General features: G+C 27.7%; 21 protein-coding genes. 15 read left to right on the top strand and 6 right to left on the bottom strand.

The features are described 5' to 3' along the window. Positions 1–5: 5 nt before the first annotated feature. Genes flhA through ATR_RS08080 form a run of 3 tightly spaced genes read left to right on the top strand, consistent with a single transcriptional unit; the run spans position 6 to position 3,928 of the window. On the top strand, positions 6–2,117 hold the full coding sequence (gene flhA, locus ATR_RS08090) for a flagellar biosynthesis protein FlhA (RefSeq protein ID WP_115428931.1): 2,112 nt from the start codon (positions 6–8) through the stop codon (positions 2,115–2,117). A gap of 36 nt (positions 2,118–2,153) precedes the next feature. Further along, on the top strand, positions 2,154–3,338 hold the full coding sequence (locus tag ATR_RS08085; RefSeq protein ID WP_115428930.1) for an MFS transporter: 1,185 nt from the start codon (positions 2,154–2,156) through the stop codon (positions 3,336–3,338). A 26-nt stretch (positions 3,339–3,364) separates the two neighbouring features. After that, entirely contained in the window at positions 3,365–3,928 is a 564-nt protein-coding gene (locus ATR_RS08080; protein WP_115428929.1) for a flavin reductase family protein, read from the top strand. A 54-nt stretch (positions 3,929–3,982) separates the two neighbouring features. Here ATR_RS08080 and ATR_RS08075 read toward each other — a convergent pair whose 3' ends face one another. Further along, positions 3,983–4,387 (bottom strand): DUF350 domain-containing protein, encoded by a 405-nt coding sequence (locus tag ATR_RS08075; RefSeq protein ID WP_115428928.1) that lies wholly within the window; start codon positions 4,385–4,387, stop codon positions 3,983–3,985. Positions 4,388–4,573: 186 nt separating this feature from the next. Between ATR_RS08075 and ATR_RS08070 the strand changes: the two genes are divergently transcribed. Beyond that, positions 4,574–7,483, top strand: a complete 2,910-nt coding sequence (locus ATR_RS08070) for a methyl-accepting chemotaxis protein (RefSeq protein ID WP_115428927.1) — start codon at positions 4,574–4,576, stop codon at positions 7,481–7,483. 58 nt (positions 7,484–7,541) lie between these two features. Here the strand turns inward: ATR_RS08070 and metE are convergent, their stop codons facing one another. After that, positions 7,542–9,803 carry a 5-methyltetrahydropteroyltriglutamate--homocysteine S-methyltransferase gene (gene metE, locus ATR_RS08065; protein WP_115428926.1) on the bottom strand — a complete coding sequence of 754 codons (2,262 nt, stop codon included), beginning with the start codon at positions 9,801–9,803 and terminating at the stop codon, positions 7,542–7,544. A gap of 157 nt (positions 9,804–9,960) precedes the next feature. Then, positions 9,961–10,302 carry a hypothetical protein gene (locus ATR_RS08060; RefSeq protein WP_115428925.1) on the bottom strand — a complete coding sequence of 114 codons (342 nt, stop codon included), beginning with the start codon at positions 10,300–10,302 and terminating at the stop codon, positions 9,961–9,963. Between the two features lie 109 nt (positions 10,303–10,411). Between ATR_RS08060 and trmD the strand changes: the two genes are divergently transcribed. The 3 genes from trmD to ATR_RS08045 all read left to right on the top strand — a co-directional run bounded on the left by trmD (position 10,412) and on the right by ATR_RS08045 (position 12,156). Further along, positions 10,412–11,089: a tRNA (guanosine(37)-N1)-methyltransferase TrmD gene (gene trmD, locus ATR_RS08055; protein ID WP_115429477.1), complete on the top strand. Its 678-nt coding sequence runs from the start codon at positions 10,412–10,414 to the stop codon at positions 11,087–11,089. After that, positions 11,086–11,442 (top strand): 50S ribosomal protein L19, encoded by a 357-nt coding sequence (rplS, locus tag ATR_RS08050; RefSeq protein ID WP_115428924.1) that lies wholly within the window; start codon positions 11,086–11,088, stop codon positions 11,440–11,442. Before trmD ends, rplS begins: the two co-directional genes overlap by 4 nt. Before the next feature lie 99 nt (positions 11,443–11,541). Then, a complete protein-coding gene (locus ATR_RS08045) occupies positions 11,542–12,156 on the top strand; it encodes a DedA family protein (RefSeq protein ID WP_115428923.1) in 615 nt (204 codons plus the stop codon). An 11-nt stretch (positions 12,157–12,167) separates the two neighbouring features. Here the strand turns inward: ATR_RS08045 and ATR_RS08040 are convergent, their stop codons facing one another. Then, positions 12,168–13,274, bottom strand: coding sequence for an aminotransferase-like domain-containing protein (locus ATR_RS08040; protein ID WP_115428922.1), 1,107 nt, complete (start codon positions 13,272–13,274; stop codon positions 12,168–12,170). Positions 13,275–13,391: 117 nt separating this feature from the next. On the opposite strand from ATR_RS08040, the gene ATR_RS08035 reads away from it, so the two are divergent. From ATR_RS08035 to ATR_RS08020, 4 genes are read left to right on the top strand one after another with little or no spacing between them, the layout of a single operon-like run. Next, complete coding sequence (locus ATR_RS08035) at positions 13,392–14,267, top strand: AraC family transcriptional regulator (RefSeq protein WP_115428921.1); 876 nt, start codon at positions 13,392–13,394, stop codon at positions 14,265–14,267. Between the two features lie 12 nt (positions 14,268–14,279). Next, positions 14,280–15,056 carry an NUDIX hydrolase gene (locus tag ATR_RS08030; protein WP_115428920.1) on the top strand — a complete coding sequence of 259 codons (777 nt, stop codon included), beginning with the start codon at positions 14,280–14,282 and terminating at the stop codon, positions 15,054–15,056. A 35-nt stretch (positions 15,057–15,091) separates the two neighbouring features. Next, positions 15,092–15,475 carry a RidA family protein gene (locus ATR_RS08025; protein ID WP_115428919.1) on the top strand — a complete coding sequence of 128 codons (384 nt, stop codon included), beginning with the start codon at positions 15,092–15,094 and terminating at the stop codon, positions 15,473–15,475. 7 nt (positions 15,476–15,482) lie between these two features. Further along, positions 15,483–15,818 carry a hypothetical protein gene (locus ATR_RS08020; RefSeq protein ID WP_115428918.1) on the top strand — a complete coding sequence of 112 codons (336 nt, stop codon included), beginning with the start codon at positions 15,483–15,485 and terminating at the stop codon, positions 15,816–15,818. Position 15,819: 1 nt separating this feature from the next. Here ATR_RS08020 and ATR_RS08015 read toward each other — a convergent pair whose 3' ends face one another. Next, on the bottom strand, positions 15,820–16,689 hold the full coding sequence (locus ATR_RS08015; RefSeq protein ID WP_115428917.1) for a 1-aminocyclopropane-1-carboxylate deaminase: 870 nt from the start codon (positions 16,687–16,689) through the stop codon (positions 15,820–15,822). A gap of 60 nt (positions 16,690–16,749) precedes the next feature. Here ATR_RS08015 and ATR_RS08010 point away from each other — a divergent pair, with 60 nt between their 5' ends. Next, positions 16,750–17,229: a MotA/TolQ/ExbB proton channel family protein gene (locus ATR_RS08010; protein WP_115428916.1), complete on the top strand. Its 480-nt coding sequence runs from the start codon at positions 16,750–16,752 to the stop codon at positions 17,227–17,229. After that, positions 17,226–17,618, top strand: coding sequence for an ExbD/TolR family protein (locus tag ATR_RS08005; RefSeq protein ID WP_115428915.1), 393 nt, complete (start codon positions 17,226–17,228; stop codon positions 17,616–17,618). The genes ATR_RS08010 and ATR_RS08005 overlap by 4 nt, the downstream gene beginning before the upstream one ends. A 58-nt stretch (positions 17,619–17,676) precedes the next feature. On the opposite strand, the gene ATR_RS08000 is transcribed toward ATR_RS08005, so the two are convergent. Then, on the bottom strand, positions 17,677–19,173 hold the full coding sequence (locus tag ATR_RS08000) for an aldehyde dehydrogenase family protein (protein ID WP_115428914.1): 1,497 nt from the start codon (positions 19,171–19,173) through the stop codon (positions 17,677–17,679). 131 nt (positions 19,174–19,304) lie between these two features. Here ATR_RS08000 and ATR_RS07995 point away from each other — a divergent pair, with 131 nt between their 5' ends. Continuing rightward, positions 19,305–19,844: a manganese efflux pump MntP gene (locus ATR_RS07995; RefSeq protein ID WP_115428913.1), complete on the top strand. Its 540-nt coding sequence runs from the start codon at positions 19,305–19,307 to the stop codon at positions 19,842–19,844. 64 nt (positions 19,845–19,908) lie between these two features. After that, on the top strand, positions 19,909–20,874 hold the full coding sequence (gene trpS, locus ATR_RS07990) for a tryptophan--tRNA ligase (RefSeq protein WP_115429475.1): 966 nt from the start codon (positions 19,909–19,911) through the stop codon (positions 20,872–20,874).

The following is a 20,874-nucleotide window of genomic DNA, read 5'->3' as shown; positions in this document are numbered from 1 at the left end:
TTTATATGAAGTTTAATTTTAAGGTTCTTTTCTCTAGGGATTTAATAGCAGTAGCATTGTTCTTATCAATGCTTGCTATTATTATAATCCCTTTAAATCAAGTTGCTATTGACTTTTTTATATCTATCTCTTTGGCACTATCGTTTTTAATTTTATTAATCTCTTTATATATTCAAAAACCGGCAGATTTGACCACTTTCCCAACACTTTTATTGATACTTGTTATCTTTAGGTTAGCCCTTAGTATTGCAACAACAAGGTCTATTCTAGCAGATGGTCACAATGGACCAGAAGCAGTAAGTACTATTATTTCAGCCTTTGGAGAGTTTGTTGTTGGTGGTAATATGGTTATTGGAGTTGTTATTTTTATAATCTTAGTTTTAATCAACTTTATGGTTGTAACAAAGGGTGCTACAAGGGTTGCTGAGGTAACAGCTAGGTTTACACTTGACTCAATGCCTGGGAAACAAATGGCAATTGATGCTGATTTAAATGCTGGATTTATAGATGATAAAGAGGCTCAAGAGAGAAGAAAAGCACTTATAACTGAGGCAAATTTCTATGGAGCAATGGATGGATCTTCAAAATTTGTAAAAGGTGATGCGGTTGCTGGAATTATTATTACAGTTGTAAATATTATAGGTGGACTTTTAGTTGGTATTTTCCAGCATGATTTAGGAGCTAGTGAAGCTGCAAATATATATACAATTTTAACTATTGGGGATGGTTTAGTTGCTCAAATCCCAGCTCTTTTAACATCAACTGCAACTGCTATTATAATAACAAGATCAAATACAGATGATGAGAGATTTGCAACAAGAGCAGTAAATCAACTATTAAAAGATACAAAATCTTTGATTTTGGTTGGAATTGGTCTAATGCTTTTTGCACTAGTTCCAGGTTTCCCAACAGGAATTTTGATGACTATGGGGCTTTTAATGGCAGCTTTAGGTTATATTATTGTTATGATGGAAAAAGGTGAAGATAATATCATTACTAGATTCTTTAAACCACAAGTTATTAAAAAGATTGAAAAACCAGAAGATTTAAAAGAGAAAAAAAGAGCAGCAGCTGTTCCTGATGAGAGCCAAAGTATAGAGACCGTTATGAAACTTGAAGTTTTGGAGTTAAAGTTAGGAATTAGACTTTTACAATTAGTCCAAGGAAACTCTGAACTTCTTGATAAAATAAAAGCGATAAGAAAAAATATAGCAGCAGAGTTAGGGTTTATTATTCCACAAATTAGAATATCAGATGATACAAATTTAGGAGCAAATGAGTATCAGTTTTACTTAAAAAGGATTCCAATAGTAAAAGGAAGAATAGAGGTAGATAAACTTTTGGCAATGGGTGGATTATCAAGTGAAAGTCTTGATGGGATAAAAGTAAAAGAGCCTGTTTTTAATCTTGATGCAATTTGGATAGCAAAAGATTTAAAAGAGGAAGCTTTGATGAAAGGTTTTACAGTTGTAGATGCTCCTACAATTATCTCAACTCATATATCTGAGATTATTAGAAAATTTGCTGAAGATATTATTACAAGACAAGATATAGTTGATATTATAGATAGACTTAAAAAAGATTTCCCAATTGTTGTAGAAGAGGCTATGAAAGTGGCTTCTTATGGAAGTTTATTAAAAGTTTGTAAAGATCTTCTTCATGAGAAAATTCCAATTGTTGATATGCTTACAATCATTGAAGCAATCGCTGATATTGCAGAGTTTACAAAAGCACCAGAGATACTATTAGAGCATGTAAGAGCAAAACTATTTAGACTTATTACTCAAAAATATAAAGATAGTGATGGAGTTTTACATATAGTTACAATAAAACCTGAGCTAGAACAACAGTTTATAGGTAAACTTCAAGAGCAACATGGAGCTAGTCAGTTGATGCTTAGTATTTCAGAGATAAATAACCTTGTAACAAAGACAAAACAGCTTTTAGATGAGATTGAGAAAAAAGGCTTCTCAAAAGTTGCTATGGTTGTAGATCCAGTTTTACGAAAAAGAATATCAGAAATTTATGAGAAATTTGGTTTAGTAATTCCTGTTTTATCTCATGCAGAACTTGATTCAAAAGCTAACTTCGCAATAGAGGGAACATTAGAGTTCTAATATTAAATACTTTTTATACAATTTTTAAGGATTTCTTTGAAACACTATTTTCTATTTTTAAGAGATAATCAAATTATTAGAGGCTTATCTTTGGTTAATTTTATAGCATCATTTGGAGCTTGGTTTTCCACAGTTGCTATTTATACTATGGTTGTAGAGTTTGGTTCGAGCAATTTAGCAATTGCAATAGTTACAGCCATGCACTTTTTACCAGCAATTTTAATAGCCCCTTTTAGTGGAGCAATAATTGATAGAGTTAAGATAAAACCACTTATGGTCTTTTTACTTTTTATTGAGTTATCTATGACAGCTTGTTTTTTGCTAATTTCTAACTCTTCACAGTTGTGGCTACTTTTAATATTTATATTTATTAGAATGAGTGCAGCTTCTATGTTTTTTTCAAGTGAAATGTCACTTTTAGCAAAAATTGCAAGTGGAAAAGAGCTTCAAACTGCAAATGAGATACAATCGATAATTTGGTCATTTACCTATGCAGTTGGAATGGCAACTAGTGGATTTATTGTAAATTTATATGGAGTAAAGAGTGCTATTTTAATAGATGTTGTTATCTTTATCATAGCTTTTTTTGTTTTCATACAAATTAAAATAAATCTTGAGTATAAGAAGGTAGAAGAGAAAATTCTTGAGCTTATGCTTGATGGTTTAAGATATATAAGAAACAATAAAATTATAATTCATCTAATAATTTTACATGCAAGTGTTGGTCTTACTTCTTATGATGCTTTGATTACTATTCTAGCAAAAAATGAGTATAAAGAGCTAATAGCAGTTCCTCTTGCTATTGGCTTATCAAATGCAACTAGAGCAGTTGCCCTTATGATTGGACCACTATTTTTAAATAAGATTATAAATAGAGAAAATCTTCAATATCTTTTAGCATTTCAAGGAGTTACAATAATAGCTTGGGCATTTGTTCAAAAAGATTTTTATCTCTCTTTGGGAGCTCTATTTTTTGTAGGTTTTAGTACAGCTTTTTTATGGTCATATACATATGCTTTTTTACAAAATAGATGTGAAAAGAGATATTTAGGAAGAGTAATATCTTATAATGATATGTTTTTTATGTTAGCAAATGTATTAACAACTTTGTTTATTGGTTTTATGGCAAATATTACAACTACAACTATTATTACAATTTGTTTAGGAGTTGCTTTTTTGATATACTCTTTTTACTATAATAAAATAAAAAGCTATATATAATTAGCAAAAATAATAAAGGATAATTTATGATTTTAGATTACAAAAATGTAAATGATTTAGATAGATATAAGATAATGTCAGGAAGCATAGTTCCACGACCAATTGCTTGGATAGTTACAGAAGATGATGGAGTTTTAAATGCAGCGCCATTTTCATATTTTATCCCAATCTCTACAAATCCAGCTTTGGTAATTGTAGCTATTGGGAAAAAAGAAGATGGAAGTGATAAAGATAGTTTAGCAAATATTTTAAAGACAAAAAAAGCAACTATTTGTTTTCCAAATAAGGATAATGTTGAACAAGTGCAAAAGTGTGCTACCCCTTTATGCAAAAGTGAAAGTGAAGTAGAGAAGTTTCAAATTGATGTAAAAAAAGAGTTGGATGATTATCCACCAATGATAAGTTCTACGCAAACAGCACTTTTTTGTGAATACTACGATACATACAATATTGAAGGTGATACAACACCTGTTATTTTAAAAATAAATTTCCAATATATAGAAGATGATAGAATAAATGAGAGAAACCATACAAAAATTGAGAGTATTGGAAGAGTAGGGGTTACTTTTAAAGCGATGGTTGATTTGTAGATTTTTTTATCTATCATTTTAATATAAAAGTAAAATGATAGATATTTATAAGTTTTAGTAGCTCATAGATCCAGCATTTAAAAGACCAATACAAATTGATAAAAATGCCATTAAAATACCAACAGAAACAACACCTTCATTTATCTTATCATTAAAAGAGTATTTTCCACTGATTCTTGTAACTATAAAAGCATAAGCTAATTGAATAATAATAGCAATAACACCCCAAATAGCAAAATCAAAATATGATACTGAATTCTCTAGTGCACTATAAAGTGGTATAGAAACACCAATTATTGCTCCAGAAAAACCTAAAGCTGCTGCAATATTACTCTCTTTAAAAATAAGACTGTAATCATCGTATGGTGTAACTATAGAGTATAAATACAAGAAAGCAATTACTAAAATAGTTGCCGTAAAGAAAAAGCCTAAAAAGTTTAAAAATAAACTAAATTCCATTAAAAATCCTTTTTTGCGTATTCTATCTAAATCTTATTAGATAAAACTTTTAATAATAAAAATATAATCCTAAAGTTACAGTTAAATTACTGTTTAGTTACAACTTAATTACATCTAAAAAACTCTAAACTCATATTTAAATAATAAAGAATATATTACTAAAAATATTAAAGTAGGAAATAAATAATGAATAGGCTAAGACTTAGAAACAAAATTTTTCTAATTTTGGTTTTGCCACTTATGGCAATTTTTATGTTGTCATCTGTATTGATTTTTGAAAAAGTTGAGAAAGTTTTAAATATGAGTAAAACATCAAGCTATATTAATTTTACAATTGAAATATCTAAACTTCTAGAAAATTTACAAAAAGAGAGAAAGCTATCTATAAATTATATAGATAGTTATGGTAGTAAGAGAAAAGATGATTTGAAAAATCAGATAGAGCTAAGTAAGCTATCTCAAGAGAAGTTAGAAATTTTTATAAATAGTTTTTATTTGATAAAAAAAGATAAAAAACTGTTTGAGAAATATGAGATTTTTAAAACTAATATTTCACTAATAGATAAAAAACGAAAAGAGGTAGAAGATTTATCAAAAAGCAGTAAGGATATAGAGGTTTTTTATAATCAGAGCATATCAAATTTAATATCTTTTTTTGACGAACTTTTAATATATTCAAACAGTAAAGAGTTAATAGCAGCATCTAAAACTTATATTTCAATAATAGACATTATAGAAAAAACATATAAAGAGGCAGATTTAATTAAAAACATTTTTGATAGAAATTTTATATCAAATGCAAATTATAATAACTTTATCTCCTTAATAATTTTTCAAGACGCAAATATAAATGAACTAAGAAAAAACCTAACTATTGAGCAACTTAATTTTTTAAATAATAAATTAGAGAATAAAATATTTTTAGATATAGATGATTTTAGAAGAGCAATATTTTTGAAAAATGAAAAGGATAATATTTTAAATAGCATAAGAGATAATATAGGATATGGTGGAATGATTCATAACTATAAAGACTTTATTTTGACAAATGAAGAAGATATATTAAATAAGATACAACAAAATCATACAAGAATTTTAAGAGCTTTAAAAGATTATGAAAAACTTCACCATACAAAAGAGGAAGAGAGTTTTTTAAAAGATATTCAAACTGTAATAGATATATATATGTCAAAGGCTTTTAGTAATGATTATTTAGAAGATACACAAAATTTAGACAATAAAATTCTAAAAGCACTAAATACTCTTTCTAAAAATATTTATGGAGTAGATAAAGATAGTTGGGAAGAGGTATCAAATAGTAAAATAGAGATTTTTGATGATATAAAAAATAAGATAGTAGAAGATACTCTATCTTATATAAAAATAAGTACAAAAAAACTTGATAGCCAAATTATAATTTTCTTAATATCTTTAGTTTTACTTATGGTTTTGATATTTTTAATAATTTTAATAATGACAAGCAAGGTTACAAAATCTATAAAAAAATTTGAAAACAACTTAAATCAGTTTTTCTCTTACTCTATGAAAGAGAAAGATGAGATAGAGTTAAACCAAATAGAAGGAAAAGATGAGTTTGCTTTAATGACTAAAAATATGAATGTGCAGGTTTCAAAGATAGAAAAAATTATTGAGAATGACAAAAATGTTATACTTGAAATTACAGACATTATGGAAAAAGTAAATAATGGATTTTTTGAATATACAATAAAAACTAAATCCTCTACAAAAGAGTTACAAACATTAGTAGAGATTATAAATAAAATGATAGAGAGAACCAGATTAAAAATTGATAGCTTAAATCTCTTATTAAATAGCTATGCTCAAGGTGATTATATTTTAAAAGAAGATGATAATAATATAAAAGGTATGTATGGAGATTTTGGGATATTATCAAATTCAACTATTATTCTGGGTCAATCTTCTTCACAATTAATTGCTATGATTACAAATGCTGGAGAAAAACTTGAACAAAATACAAAAATCTTGACAAACTTTTCAAATGAACTATCTATTTCATCATCAAATCAGGCACAATCTTTAAAACAATCTTCAGCTGCTTTAGAACAAATAACTCAAAATATTAAACACAATAATGAGAATATGAATCAAATGTTACAAATATCAGATGAGTTAAATCAAGATTCAATAAGAGGAAGTAAATATGCATCACAAACCTTTTTATCAATGGATGAGATTAGCAAAAAAGTAAAAGCAATAAATGAAGCAATTACTGTAATTGACCAAATAGCATTTCAAACAAATATTCTTTCATTAAATGCAGCAGTAGAAGCAGCAACAGCTGGAGAAGCAGGAATTGGTTTTGCAGTAGTTGCTAATGAGGTTAGAAATTTAGCAACAAGAAGTGCAAAAGCAGCAAAAGAGATAAAAGAGTTGGTTGAAAGTGCAAATCTTGTGACAATAGATGGTAAAAATAATGTTGATACTATGATAAAAGGTTATGAAAATCTAGCTTTAAAAATCTCTGAAACAAAAGATATAATCCATAATGTAACAATTTTTAGCAAAGAGCAAGAGTTGGGAATAGTAAAAATAAATGAAACAGTTTCAAAACTTGATTATACAACACAAAAAAATGCAGATACTGCTTTGAATATAGATAGATTATCAAATGAAGTATCAGCTTTATCTAATAAATTACTACAAATTACATCAGCTTCAAAAATAGATAAAAAATATTATGAAATGGTAGAAAATGTAGATTTAATAAAAGAGATATCAACTTATAAAAATGAACATCTAAATTTCAAAAAGCAATACTTTAAGCTTTTAAACAGATATGAGAATTGTAAAGTAGAAGATTGTAAAAGTTGTAATATGGGGAGATGGATACTTTTATGTGAAGACAAAAATGAGATTTTTGTAAAAGATGAAAGGTGGAAAGTTTTAAAAGAAAACCATCAAAAATTACATGAAAAGATGCAAGAGTATATGACACAAAATTCAAAAAGAGTAGAGAATAAAATCTTAAAAAATAGTGCAATAGAGATAGAAGATATAACAATAAAGATTTTTGATAACTTAAATGACATATTGTATTTAAGCTCAAAACTTTAGAAACGCTTTTTTGAAGAATAAAGAAAAGAGTTTTTTGCTCTTCTCTTTTTAATTATTTTTATTGTTTTACTATTTTTACAGCTTCAACAAGATTTTTTAAACTCTCTTTTACTTCTGGCCATTTTCTTGTTTTTAATCCACAATCTGGATTTATCCATAGTTGCTCTTTTGGTAAAACTTCAATTAAAGCTTTTATCTGATTTACCATCTCTTCAACACTTGGAACTCTTGGGCTATGAATATCATAAATTCCAGGAGCAATCTCATTTTTATAGTTTGTCTCTTTAAAAATTTTTAAAAGTCTATTTCCACTTCTTGCTGTTTCAATAGATATAACATCAGCATCCATAGCTTCAATAGTTTTTATAATATCATTGAAATCACTATAACACATATGAGTATGAATTTGAGTATCTACTTTTGCACTACTAACACTTAATTTAAAATTATCAACTGCCCATTTTTCATAAGTTTTAATATTTTCTATTCTAAGTGGATACCCCTCTTTAAATGCAGCCTCATCAACTTGAATCATTTTAATTCCAGCATTTTGTAAATCATCTACCTCTTTATTTATTGCAAGAGCTATCTGTTTTGTAACTTCACTTCTAGCAATATCATCTCTAACAAATGACCAATTTAAAATAGTAACAGGACCTGTAAGCATCCCTTTTACTACCTTTTTAGTTTTACTTTGTGCATATTTAATCCAATCAACAGTCATAGCTTTTGGTCTGCTTACATCACCAAAAATTACAGGTGGTTTTACACATCTACTTCCATAAGATTGAACCCAAGCATTTTTTGTAAATATAAAACCATCTAACTGCTCTCCAAAATACTCAACCATATCATTTCTTTCAGGTTCTCCGTGAACTAAAACATCAAGTCCAATTTCATCTTGAAATACAATACAATCATTAATGTATTTTTTTATCTCATTCTCATATTGCTCTTTTGAAATAGCTTTTGATTTATAGTTTTTTCTATTTTCTCTTATCTCAATAGTTTGCGGAAATGAGCCAATTGTTGTAGTTGTAAGGGCATCATATTTGAAAAACTCTCTTTGAACTTTTATTCTATCTTCAAACTTATCAGCTCTTTCAAATTTTTTGAGATTTTTTACTTCATCTTGTATCTCTTTTTTATGAACTCTTGTTGATTCTTCCCTTTTTTTAATATCATCTTTATTCTTCTTTATAATTGCTTCATCATCTAAAGATAGTTTTTCATTAAAAAATATCTTAGAAATAAGTTTTAATTCAATTAATTTTTCACTTGCAAAAGCGAGAGAGCTTTTTATGTCACTATCTAAACTCTCTTCATATTTTAAACTATATGGAACATGAAGTAAAGAGCAAGAAGTTCCAACTATTAATCTATCTTTTGAAATAGTTTTTGAGATATCTTCAAGTAGAGCAACTTTTTTGTCAAAATTACTTTTCCAAATATTTCTTCCATCAATTACTCCAGCTATTAAAATTTTATTTGATTTTGAAATTAAATCTAAAACTTCTTTGTTTTTTTCTCCATAAATGAAATCAAGAGATAAAGCCCAAATTGGTGTATTTACTAATATTCTTGTAGCTTCATTTGAGTGTTCAAAATATGTACTTACAACAATTTTTATATTTGAAGAGACATTTGAAAGCTCATCATAAAGTGGTTTTAATAAAGATAGTACTTTCACCTCTACATCTTTTGCAAAAAATGGTTCTGCAAACTCCACAACAACTTCATCATCTAGTTTTGAAATCTCTTCTAATAACTCTTTATAAACAGAAGTAACTCTATTTATATGTAAAAAATTATCACTATTATCAACACTATTTGAAAGCGCTAAATATGTAATTGCACCTATTAAATTTATTTTTGTTTTAATTCCAAGCTCTTTTGCCTCTTTATATTCACTTATTACTTTTTTAGAATTTAAAGAAAACTTTGTATCTTTTTCAAGCTCAGGAACTATATAGTGGTAGTTTGTATTAAACCACTTAGTCATTTGCATAGCAACTCTTGTATCATCTCCTCTTGCCATTGTAAAGTATAATTCACTCTCTTTTAGTCCTTGAAATCTTTTAGGAATTGCTCCTAAAAGAACTGTCGTATCAAGCATATTATCATAAAGTGAAAAATCATTTGATGAGATAAAATCTATTTTTGCCTCTTTTTGGTAAGTCCAGTGCCTTTGTCTTAAATTTTTTGAAATAAATTCAACTTCATTAAAATCAACCTTTTTTGCCCAAAACTCTTCTAAAACTCTTTTAAGTTCTCTTTTTTCTCCAATTCTTGGAAATCCTAATACATATTTTTTTGACATTATTAATCCTTTTTACAAAGGTTCCTTCTAAAAAAAGAAACCATAAATATTTGAATACTTTTTATAGTGTGAATTAAAATTCACTATAAAGTATCAAAAGCCTAAAGGGCTTCGAGAATGAAGCCTAAAATAGAAATAAAGGTATCAGTAGTTGATACTAAAATGATATTAAAGGAGGATGAACGCCAGTTCTTCTAAAAGCAAAAAATGTACAATAAAATGGACATCTAGGAATATATTTAAAAAGTCTTACTGCAAGAGCACTCTTTCTTTTAAAAAAACAGTTACAATGACAAGGTTTATTTACAATAGATGAACAAGATAGAAGTAGTTCCAACTCTTTAGGTGGTTCATCTTCCTCTTTTTCTTTAGAGAGTTTAAGTTTTTTATCTAAATGGTTTTTGAAAGCTATAGAGATATTTTGCAATGTTGAATTAGTTGAGTATGCTTGAATTGAAGCAAGTGTAAAATACTTTTTCCCAAAACCTTTAACTTTCAAAACTTTTCCTTATATAAATTATAAGTGAAACTTTAAGGAAACTAAACTTAATAAGATATAAAACAGTTTTTTGCTACTCTTTTATCTTTTAATTGAGGAGAAAAAAGCTTTGAAATTTACATTTGTAACACTTTTTCCAAACCTTATTGAACCATATTTCCAAGATTCAATCTTAAAAAAGGCTGTTGAAGCAAATTTTCTCTCTTATGAGTTTTATAATCCTAGAGATTTTACATTAAATAAACATAAAAAAGTTGATAGTGCAATGATAGGTGGAGGAGCTGGAATGCTTCTTTTTTGTCAGCCACTTTTTGATTGTCTTAATGAGATAAAAATAAAAAATCCTGAAGCTTATATAGTTTTTCCGTTGGCCGCAGCTAAACCTTTTCGTCAAAATGATGCAAAAAGACTTTCTAATAAAAAACATATTGTATTTGTAAGTGGAAGATATGAGGGAATTGATGAGAGGGTTATAGAAAAATATGCAAATGAAGTTTTTAGTATTGGAGAGTATGTTTTAACAGGTGGGGAGTTACCATCTTTGGTTATGGCAGATGCAATTGCAAGAAATGTTGATGAGGTATTAGGAAATGAAGCTTCTCTTGAAGTTGAAAGTTATGAAAATAACCTTTTAGAAGCTCCATCTTTTGCAAAACCAGAAAATTTTGAAAATTTGTTAGTGGTTAAAGAATATTTAAAGGGAAACCATAGTAGAATTTGCGACTTAAAATTTCAGATGTCCGTTTATAGGACGAAATACTATAGACCTAATAAGGAAAAACGATGAAAAACAGATATATAGCAAGTTTTGAAGCAGCTCAAATAGCTTCAATAGAAGTTCCAGCATTTAGAGCAGGAGATACACTAAGATTGGGTGTTGAGATTAAAGAGGGTGAGAAAAAAAGAGTTCAAACTTTCGAAGGTGTGGTAATTGGAAGAAGTGGAAACGGTGTTGATGCTACATTTACTATTAGAAAATTAGGAGCAAATAATATTGGTGTTGAGAGAATTTTCCCACTATATTGTGAGTCTTTAAAAGCTATTGAAGTATTAAGAAGAGGTGATGTAAGAAGAGCTAAACTTAACTACTTAAGAGCATTAAAAGGTAAAGCTGCAAAAATTAGAGAGCTAAAAAGATAATTAAGGCACTCGCCTTAATATCTTTTATTAAAAAAACTCTCTAAAAACTTCATAAAAAAATTCTATTTTTATTTTTAAATATCTACAAAAAGGAAAATTTTGCTTTCTGAAATTATAAATTTTATAGTTGAAACTGTTGGTCAGTTAGGATATGCTGGTATTTTTATAATGATGTTTTTAGAGAGTTCTTTTTTTCCATTTCCATCAGAAGTTGTAATAATTCCAGCAGGTTATTTAGCCTATAAAGGTGAGATGAATATGTATCTAGTAATTCTTTTTGGAATTTTAGGTTCACTTGCAGGAGCAATATTTAATTACTATTTTGCTTTAAAAGTTGGAAGAAGATTTTTAATGAAATATGGAAAATATATCTTAATTAGTGAAGATACAGTATTAAAAATGGAAGATTTTTTTAATAAACATGGTCATATCTCTACTTTATTTGGAAGATTAATTCCAGTTGTAAGACAATATATCTCTTTGCCAGCTGGACTTGCTAGAATGAATCTTTATATATTCTCAGTTTTCACAAGCTTAGGTGCTGGAATTTGGGTTATAATTCTAGCCTTTCTTGGATATTTTTTAGGTGGAAATGAAGAGTTAATAAAAGAGTATTTACATCAAATCATTATTCTACTTTTAGTTTTAATAGTAGTATTTAGTTATATATATTATAAATTTACAAAAAGAAGAAGAGATAAAAGAAAAATTTAAGTTGTCTATTTTTATAGACAACTCTTTATTATTTTAAGACCTTTTTCAATCTGTTCAAAACTTGAGTGAGTATAGTTGAATCTTATCTCACTATTTGGCACTTTATCTATATAAAACTGATTCCCAGGAACATAAACTACCTTTTTCTTTAAACACTCTTGAACAAGAGCAAATGTGTCAATCTTATTTTTAAAACCACCATATAAAAACATTCCACCTTTTGGTGTTTGATGTATAAATTCTGGTATTATACTTTTTAAAGATTTTGAAAAAAACTCTGCTTTCTCTTTATAATCATCTCTTATTTTTTGCAGATGATTTTCATACTTTTGCTCATCTTTTAAATATTCACTTAAAATATATTGAGAAAGACCACAAGAGTGTAAATCAATACTCTCTTTTATAATCATAAGTGATTTAATTTTATCTTCATTTGCTCTAATCCAACCAATTCTTAAACTTGGAACTAAAGTTTTACTAAAACTACCTAATAAAAAAGAGTTATTTGTTAAACTTTTACTAATATATGGCATCTTTTTATCAAAAAACAGTTCACTGTATGGACTATCTTCTATTAAAATTCCATCATATTTTTTTATAATATTTGCTACTTCTTCTCTTTTAGTATCACTATAAGTTGTAGCACTTGGATTTTGAAAATCAGGAATTAGGTATGTTAATTTTGTATTTTTAAAACTCTCTTCAAATTTATTTATATCTACTCCATCATTTTCAAGTTTTACACCTTCCATTTTTAGACCATTTAATCTAAAAATATTCATAGCACCCAAATATGATGGCTCTTCAATAGTAATATTTTTGTTTTCAAAAAACTTTGCTAAAATATACATAGCTTGTTGGCTTCCAGTTGTGATTAAAATATTCTCTTTTGTTGTAGCAAAGCCCTCTTTTGTATATCTTAAAGCAATTTGCTCTCTTAATTCATCTATTCCATTACTAATTGTGTATTGATAAGTTTTTGGGTTTTCTATAACTTTTAAAGTCGCTATTTTTAACTCTTCCATTGGAAATAGTTTCTCATTTGGTAAACCACCAGCAAAAGAGATTGTTTTTTCATCTATTGCTTCAAGAATTTCCCTAATAAATGACCTTTTCATTTCTAGCCTTTTTTATTGAAAGTTTACAGCAAAAAAAATCCTTATACTTTACATAAAATGCTTTTATTATTATCAATTATTGCTAAATATATATACATTTATTGATATAATAGATTTATGAAAAAATCTACTTATGAAAAAAGAGCAAAAATTGCAAATGATGTAATGAACTATGTCTATAAATATATAGATACAAATATAAATATAGATGAGCTAAGTTTGGAGCTAAAAATTAGTAAATTTCATCTTCATAGAGTATTTAAAGAAGAGTTTGGTAAAAATATCTATGAGAGTATAAAATCAATAAGGCTTGAAAAAGCTGCGAACTTACTTATTACAAATAAGTTTTCAACTATTACAGAGATTTCAAAAATGACTGGATATAGTTCACAAACATCTTTTTTGCGAGCATTTAAACAAAGGTTTTCTATGACACCAAAAGAGTGGAAACAGGGTGGATATAAAGAGTATTCAAATAAAATTGTTGAAAAGATATCAACAAATAATCAAGTAATAGATTTTTCAAGTATCGAACCAGTGATTGTAAAAATGCCAGAAATAAAAGGGTATTATATAAGACACAAAGGGTATGATAAAAGTATTAAAAAGAGTTGGCAAAAACTTCAAACTTGGATTTATACAAATGAGATTAAATCTTATAAACAAATGGCTTTACATCATGATAATCCTATTATTACTCCACTTGAAGAGTGTCAGTATATAGCAATAGTTGTTTTAGAAGAAGAAAAAGTTTTGGAAGATTTATCTCTTCCAACTTTGGATGTTCCAAAGGGAATTTATGCAAAATTCTCTTTGAACGGAAAATATGGTGATGTTATAAAACTAATTCAGTGGGTTTATCATGTTTGGCTAATAAATAGCGGATATGAAACAACCACAAATCCATCATATACTATTTATCATAAAAACCATTTTTTAAGTGAAGATAAAGAGTTTATTTTGGATTTTTATCTGCCAATTAGATATGTTTAAAAAGGATTTTTGATGATTAATACAAGTATCGAATTTATATCGGGGTTTAAAACAAGCCTTGATCCATACAATGGGATTACAATAAAAAGTCAAGATTTAGGAAGTTTTGAAGAGTTTCAACAAAATATTGAAAATTTAATAGATGAAACAAAATCAAATAAAAATCTAATTTGGATCTATATAGATATAAGAAAATCGCACTTTATTCCTATTGCTACAAGTTTTGGATTTACTTTTCACTCTTGTAATATAGATTATATTTTACTTGTAAAAGTGCTAAAAGAAAATGCAATAGTTCCTACTTTAGCAAATCACACTTTGGGAGTTGGAGCTGTTGTAATAAATAGTAAAAATGAGATTTTACTAATCAAAGAGAAGATAAGAAATGAGTATTATAAACTTCCTGGTGGACATATTGATGATGCTGAGATGATTTCACAAGCTTTAAGTAGGGAAGTTTTTGAAGAGACAGGAGTTGTGGCTGATTTTAAAAAAATAGTATCTATTGGACATTTTTATCCACATCAATTTCATAAATCAAATCTGTATGTATTATGTTTAGCAGAAGCAAAAAGTTATAAAATAGATATAAAAGATAAAGAGGAGATAAGTGAGGCTATTTGGTTAAATGTTGATGAGATGTTTAAAAGAGATGATATTCATCTATATACAAAGACAATTGTAAAGGCTTCTATGAGTGATAATGGACTTTTTAAAAGCGAAACTCCAATTTTATCTCATCTGAAAAATCAGTTTGAGCTATTTTTTGTAAAAGAAAGCAAAAACTAAATATAATAAATTTTTTAAAAATCAAAGGATATAAAATGAAAAAAATAATAAGTACAATAAAAGCTCCTAGTGCAATAGGACCATATAACCAAGCTACAAGCTTTGAAAAGTTAATTTTTACTTCTGGGCAAATTGCATTAGATCCAAAAACTATGGAAGTAGTAAGTGGAGGTGTAAAAGAGCAGACAAAACAAGTTATGGAGAATTTAAAAGCTGTTTTAGAAGAGGCAAACTCTTCTTTTGAAAATGTATTGAAAACAACTTGTTACTTAGCTTCTATGGAAGATTTTGTAGCTTTCAATGAAGTTTATGCAGAATATTTTAAAAGTGAAGTAGCACCAGCAAGAAGCACGGTTGCAGTTAAGACTTTGCCAAAAAATGTTTTAGTAGAAGTTGATTTAATAGCTTTTAAAAATTAATATCAAAATGAGAGAAACTAGTGAATATTTCGCAAGAAAAGGTATTCTTTTTAAAGAGTTAAAAGAGATTTTACCAAAAGAGTTAAATAGTAAAAAAAAGATAAAAATATTTGTTGGTTCAAGTATTGATTTGAAATTTTATGCAATATTTGTATTATCGAGTAAAAGTAGATTTATAAAAAAAAGCTTTGAAGAGTTAGAAAATCTCTATAATCTTTTGGTAAATCATCAAGGACATAATTTTAAAGTAAAAACACTATTTATACAAAGTGAGATTTGTAGCAAAACAAAACAATATTTAAAAGATAGTAACTGGACTATAGTAGAGCAAAAAAAGCTTTAATCTATGAATTTGGGAACTTAAATCTATATCTTTCAATCATAGATATATTTCCCAAAACTCCGCCTTGATGAATGTATAAAAAAATATAGTCATCTTTGTTTTCTAAATTTTTTACAAAATTCTCAAAAATAATCCAGCCTAGACTATCATAAAGCAAATCAAACTCTATCTTTGTTTGCTCTTTTAACTCCAAATGTTTAGTGTAAAACTCTTTGTATAGTTTTCCAAAGTGATATTTTTTCTCTTTTTTTAAGATTTTTGGATGATTTTCCTTTTCTAAAGCCATAAATTGCTTTTTTAAATACTCATCATCTCCGACACAAGAGCAAGTAAGAACTTCAAAAGGTAAATAGTGTTTCAAATATAAAGCTGTTGTTCCTGTACCACTTGGAAGAAAAATTTTTAGTTTACTATTTTCAATATTTTGCTCTTTTGCCCAAGATTTTATCTCATTAGCTAAAATCTCTATTCCATATTTTGCCTCTTTTACAGCTCCACCTTCACTTATAAAAAGCTCATCTTCTTTAAAACTATTTGGTACTTCTCCTATAATTAAATTCATTCCATTTTTAATGGCTTCTTTGTAGTTTCCATTTGGATTTTCTTTTAGAAAAGATGGAAGATGTGATACATAATAATCAAATTTTAGCTTTTTTAGTTTACATAAAACAGATAAAGAGTACATTGCATTTGATTGGTTTGAGCCATAAGAGATAATTTTTTTTACACCTTTTAACTCATTTTGTAAAAAGTAGTAAAATTTTCTAGCTTTATTTCCACTAAAATCACTATGAAGTAAGTCATCTCTTTTTATAAAATATTTTTGGTTATTTAAAAAAATTTCAGATGTTTTTGAGTTTAAAAATTGCATAAATACCTATTTGTAAATAATTTTTCAATATAATATCTAAAAATTTCAAAAAGGCTTTATATGAACTTATTAGAATTTATAGACAAGGGTGGAATTATTGTCTATATTTTGATTTTCTTAAATATTATTGGATTTACAATAATTATTTGGAAATTTACAACTCTTCCTCAAGTAAACAAAACAATAGCAAAAATAGCTACGAGATTAGATTATAATCACTCTATAAATGCACAAATTGAGTATGAGATAAAAAAACTAGAAACTGGTCTTGTGATTATTAAAAATATTGCAATAATCTCTCCACTTCTGGGACTTTTGGGAACTGTTGTTGGAATTTATAGCTCTTTTGAAGAGATAACTATAAAAGGCTTAGGAGATCCAACAATATTCTCAGGTGGAATTGCAGTTGCTCTTATTACAACAATTGCTGGAATTATTGTATCAATTCCACATCAAATAGCTTATAATCATTTTATAAGCCTTGTTGATAAAATTGAGATAAAAGCAAAAAAAGAGCTAGTAAGAGAAGAGTGTAGATGAAAAGAAGAGAGCATTTAGGACTTGATTTAACTCCTATAATAGATGTTGTTTTTATCCTATTAATTTTTTTTATAGTTACAAGTGTTTTTAAAAAAGAAGAATTAGCTTTAATGCTAGATCTTCCAAGCTCAAATGCAAAAAGTATGCAAGTAAAACAAGAGCAAGTTTTTATAGAGTTAAGTGTAGATAAACTAGCTATTAGAGGTATTGAAGTCTCTTTTTCATCTTTGGAAGATAATCTAAAAGAGATTAAGAATAAAGATGAGCCTGTAATTGTACGAATTGATAAAAAAGTTCCTTATGAAAAAGTTGTAAAAGTTCTTGATTTGCTTCAAAAATATAGTTTGAATAATTTGGCACTTGTTACAAATGAAGAGAAGAAAAATTAGTTTAAATTATTTGAATATTTTTATTAGAAGTAGAGCTATTAGGCTCTACTTTTTTAATTTAAAAAAATCCTAAAGCTTTTGTATTAAATGAAGTTAAAATATTTTTTGTATGTCTATAATTATTTAACATCATCATATGAGTCTCTCTTCCTATTCCAGATTTTTTATATCCACCAAAAGAGGCATGAGCTGGATAGAGGTGATAACAATTCACCCAAATTCTTCCAGCTTGGATAGCACGACTAACTCTATGAATTTGGTGAGCATCTCTTGACCAAACTCCAGCACCCAATCCATAAATAGTATCATTTGCTATTTGTATAGCCTCTTTTTCATCTTTAAATGTTGTTACAGATAACACTGGTCCAAAAATCTCCTCTTGGAAGATTCTCATCTTATTATGACCTTTGAAAATTGTTGGCTCTATATAAAATCCATCTGGGTTTATAGTTGATTGATAAATTTCTCCACCAATTAAACATTCAGCTGCTTCTTCTTTTGCAATTTTTAAATATTTTGCAATTTTCTCTTTTTGATTAAAAGAGTTTTGAGCACCCATTGTATTTTCTGTATCAAGAGGGTTACCTAATTTTATAGCTTTTACTCTTTGTATAACCCTTTTCATAAATGGTTCATAAATTGACTCTTCAATAAGAGCTCTTGATGGGCAAGTACAAACTTCTCCACTATTAAATGCAAATAGTACAAGCCCCTCTATTGCTTTATCAAAAAACTCATCATCTGTATCCATAATCGATTTAAAGAAAACATTTGGTGATTTTCCGCCAAGCTCTAGTGTTGAGGGAATGATATTTTCTGTTGCATATCTCATAATCTCTTGACCTGTGCTTGTCTCTCCTGTAAATGCTACTTTTTTAATATCAGGGTGAGTTACAAGATATTTTCCTATTTTACCACCAGCACCATTTATTACATTTATCACACCTTTTGGAAGCACATCTTTAATTAAATCCAAAAATAGTAAAATTGATAGTGGAGTTGAACTAGCTGGTTTTAAAATCACACAATTTCCAGCAGCTATTGCAGGAGCTAGTTTCCAAGCAGCCATTAGAAGTGGAAAATTCCAAGGAATAATTTGTGCAACAACTCCATAAGGTTCAAAAATTTCTTGGGAGATTGTATTTTCATCCAAATCAGCAACAGTTCCAGCTTCTGCTCTTATAACTGAAGCAAAGTATCTAAAATGGTCTATAAATAGAGGTAAATCAGCATTTAAAGTCTCTCTTACAGCTTTTCCATTATCTAGTGTTTCAGCAACTGCTAAAGTCTCTAAATTTGCTTCGACAATATTGGCAATTTTATTTAGCAAAGCACTTTTTTGTGCAACACTAAAGTGTCTATATTCTTCAAAACCCTTTTTAGCAGTAGCAATTGCTAAATCAATATCTTTCTCATTTGATCTAGGTATTTTTGTAAGAAATTTGCCATCTACTGGAGATATATTTTCAAAATACTCACCGCTTGTTGGAGCAACCCACTCTCCACCTATAAAGTTCTCATACTGATCTTTGTATTTCGGTCTTTCATAAATCATAATAACTCCTTTTTTATATTTGTATTAAAACATTAACATATAGAAATAGCATTAAAGTTACAGTAGTAAAAAAGCTTTATTTTTACTATTTTAGTTATAATTTTGGCTTTATATTTTAAAAAAGGGAGTATATGTTAGAAGTTTTTGTGTTGGCATTTGCTTTAAGTATGGATGCATTTGCAGTTTCTATTGGGCTTGGAATAAAAAATAAGCTAGAGGTAAAAACTATGGCTTTAAAAGCTGGATTATTTTTTGGTATATTTCAAGCTTTAATGCCTTTTTTAGGTTTTTTAGGTGGAATTGGTTTAAGAGAGTATATTCAAGGATATGATAAAGTTGTAGCATTTATTTTACTTTTACTTATAGGTGGAAAGATGTTATATGAAGCTTTTAATGAAAATGTAGAAGAAGAGATAACTCAAGTAACAAATAAAATATTATTAACTCTTGCTATTGCTACAAGCTTAGATGCTATGGCTGCTGGGTATAGTTTACATCTGTTTCCTATAAATATCTATCTCTCTTTATTTATCATTGGATTTATTACTTTTATTATTAGCTATATTGGAGTTTATGTAGGAAGTCGTGGTGGTGAAAAGTATGAGAGTAAAGCTGAAATTTTAGGTGGAGTGGTTTTAATTTTAATTGGATTTAAAATTTTACTTTATTAAATAATTTATAAGTTTTAGCTAGTTTTGATATAATCCAAACAAAAAAAGATAGGAGAATTTGGTTTTGAGAATTTTATCAGGTATTCAACCATCAGGAACAATTCACATAGGAAACTATTTTGGTATGGTAAAAAAGATGATAGAGTCGCAAAATGATGGAGAATTATTTGCCTTTATAGCTTCATACCATGCCTTGACAAGTGTAAAAGATAAAGAGTTTTTAGAAAAAAACTCTTATGAAGCAGCTATAAATTTTTTGGCTTTAGGAATGGATATTGAGAAATCAACTTTTTGGATACAACATGATGTAAAAGAGGTTTTGGAACTTTATTGGATACTATCAAATCATACTTCTATGGGTTTATTAGAACGAGCTCATTCATACAAAGATAAGACTTCAAAAGGAATAAGTGCAAACCATGGACTATTCTCATACCCAGTTTTGATGGCTGCTGATATTTTACTATTTGATTCAAATATTGTTCCAGTAGGACGCGACCAGATTCAACACGTAGAGATGACAAGAGATATAGCAATATCATTTAATCATGCTTATAATCAAGAGATTTTTACTCTTCCTCTTGCAAAAGTAGATGATAATGTGGCAACTGTTCTTGGAACTGATGGAGCAAAAATGAGTAAATCATATAACAACACAATTGATATGTTTACAAGCAAAAAAGAGCGAAAAAAACAAGTTATGAAAATAGTAACAGATTCAAAAGAGCTAGATGAACCAAAAGAGTGGAAAAATTGTAATATCTATGCTATTTCAAAACTATTTATGAATGAAGATGAATTGAAAGATTTACAAAAAAGATATGAAACTGCTGGTGAGGGATATGGTCACTTTAAGCTTACACTTCTTGAAAAGATTGAAGAGTACTTTAAACCTTACGAAGAGAAAAGAGTAGAACTTTTAGAAAATCCAAAAAAAGTAAGAGAGATATTGGAGTTTGGAGCTTCTAAAGCTAGAAAAATTGCTGCTGAAAAAATGAGAGAAATAAGAGATATAGTAGGTTTAATTTAA

The sequence above is a fragment of the Aliarcobacter trophiarum LMG 25534 genome (assembly GCF_003355515.1).
GTDB lineage: Bacteria > Campylobacterota > Campylobacteria > Campylobacterales > Arcobacteraceae > Aliarcobacter > Aliarcobacter trophiarum.
This window is presented reverse-complemented; position numbering and strand designations above follow the sequence as displayed.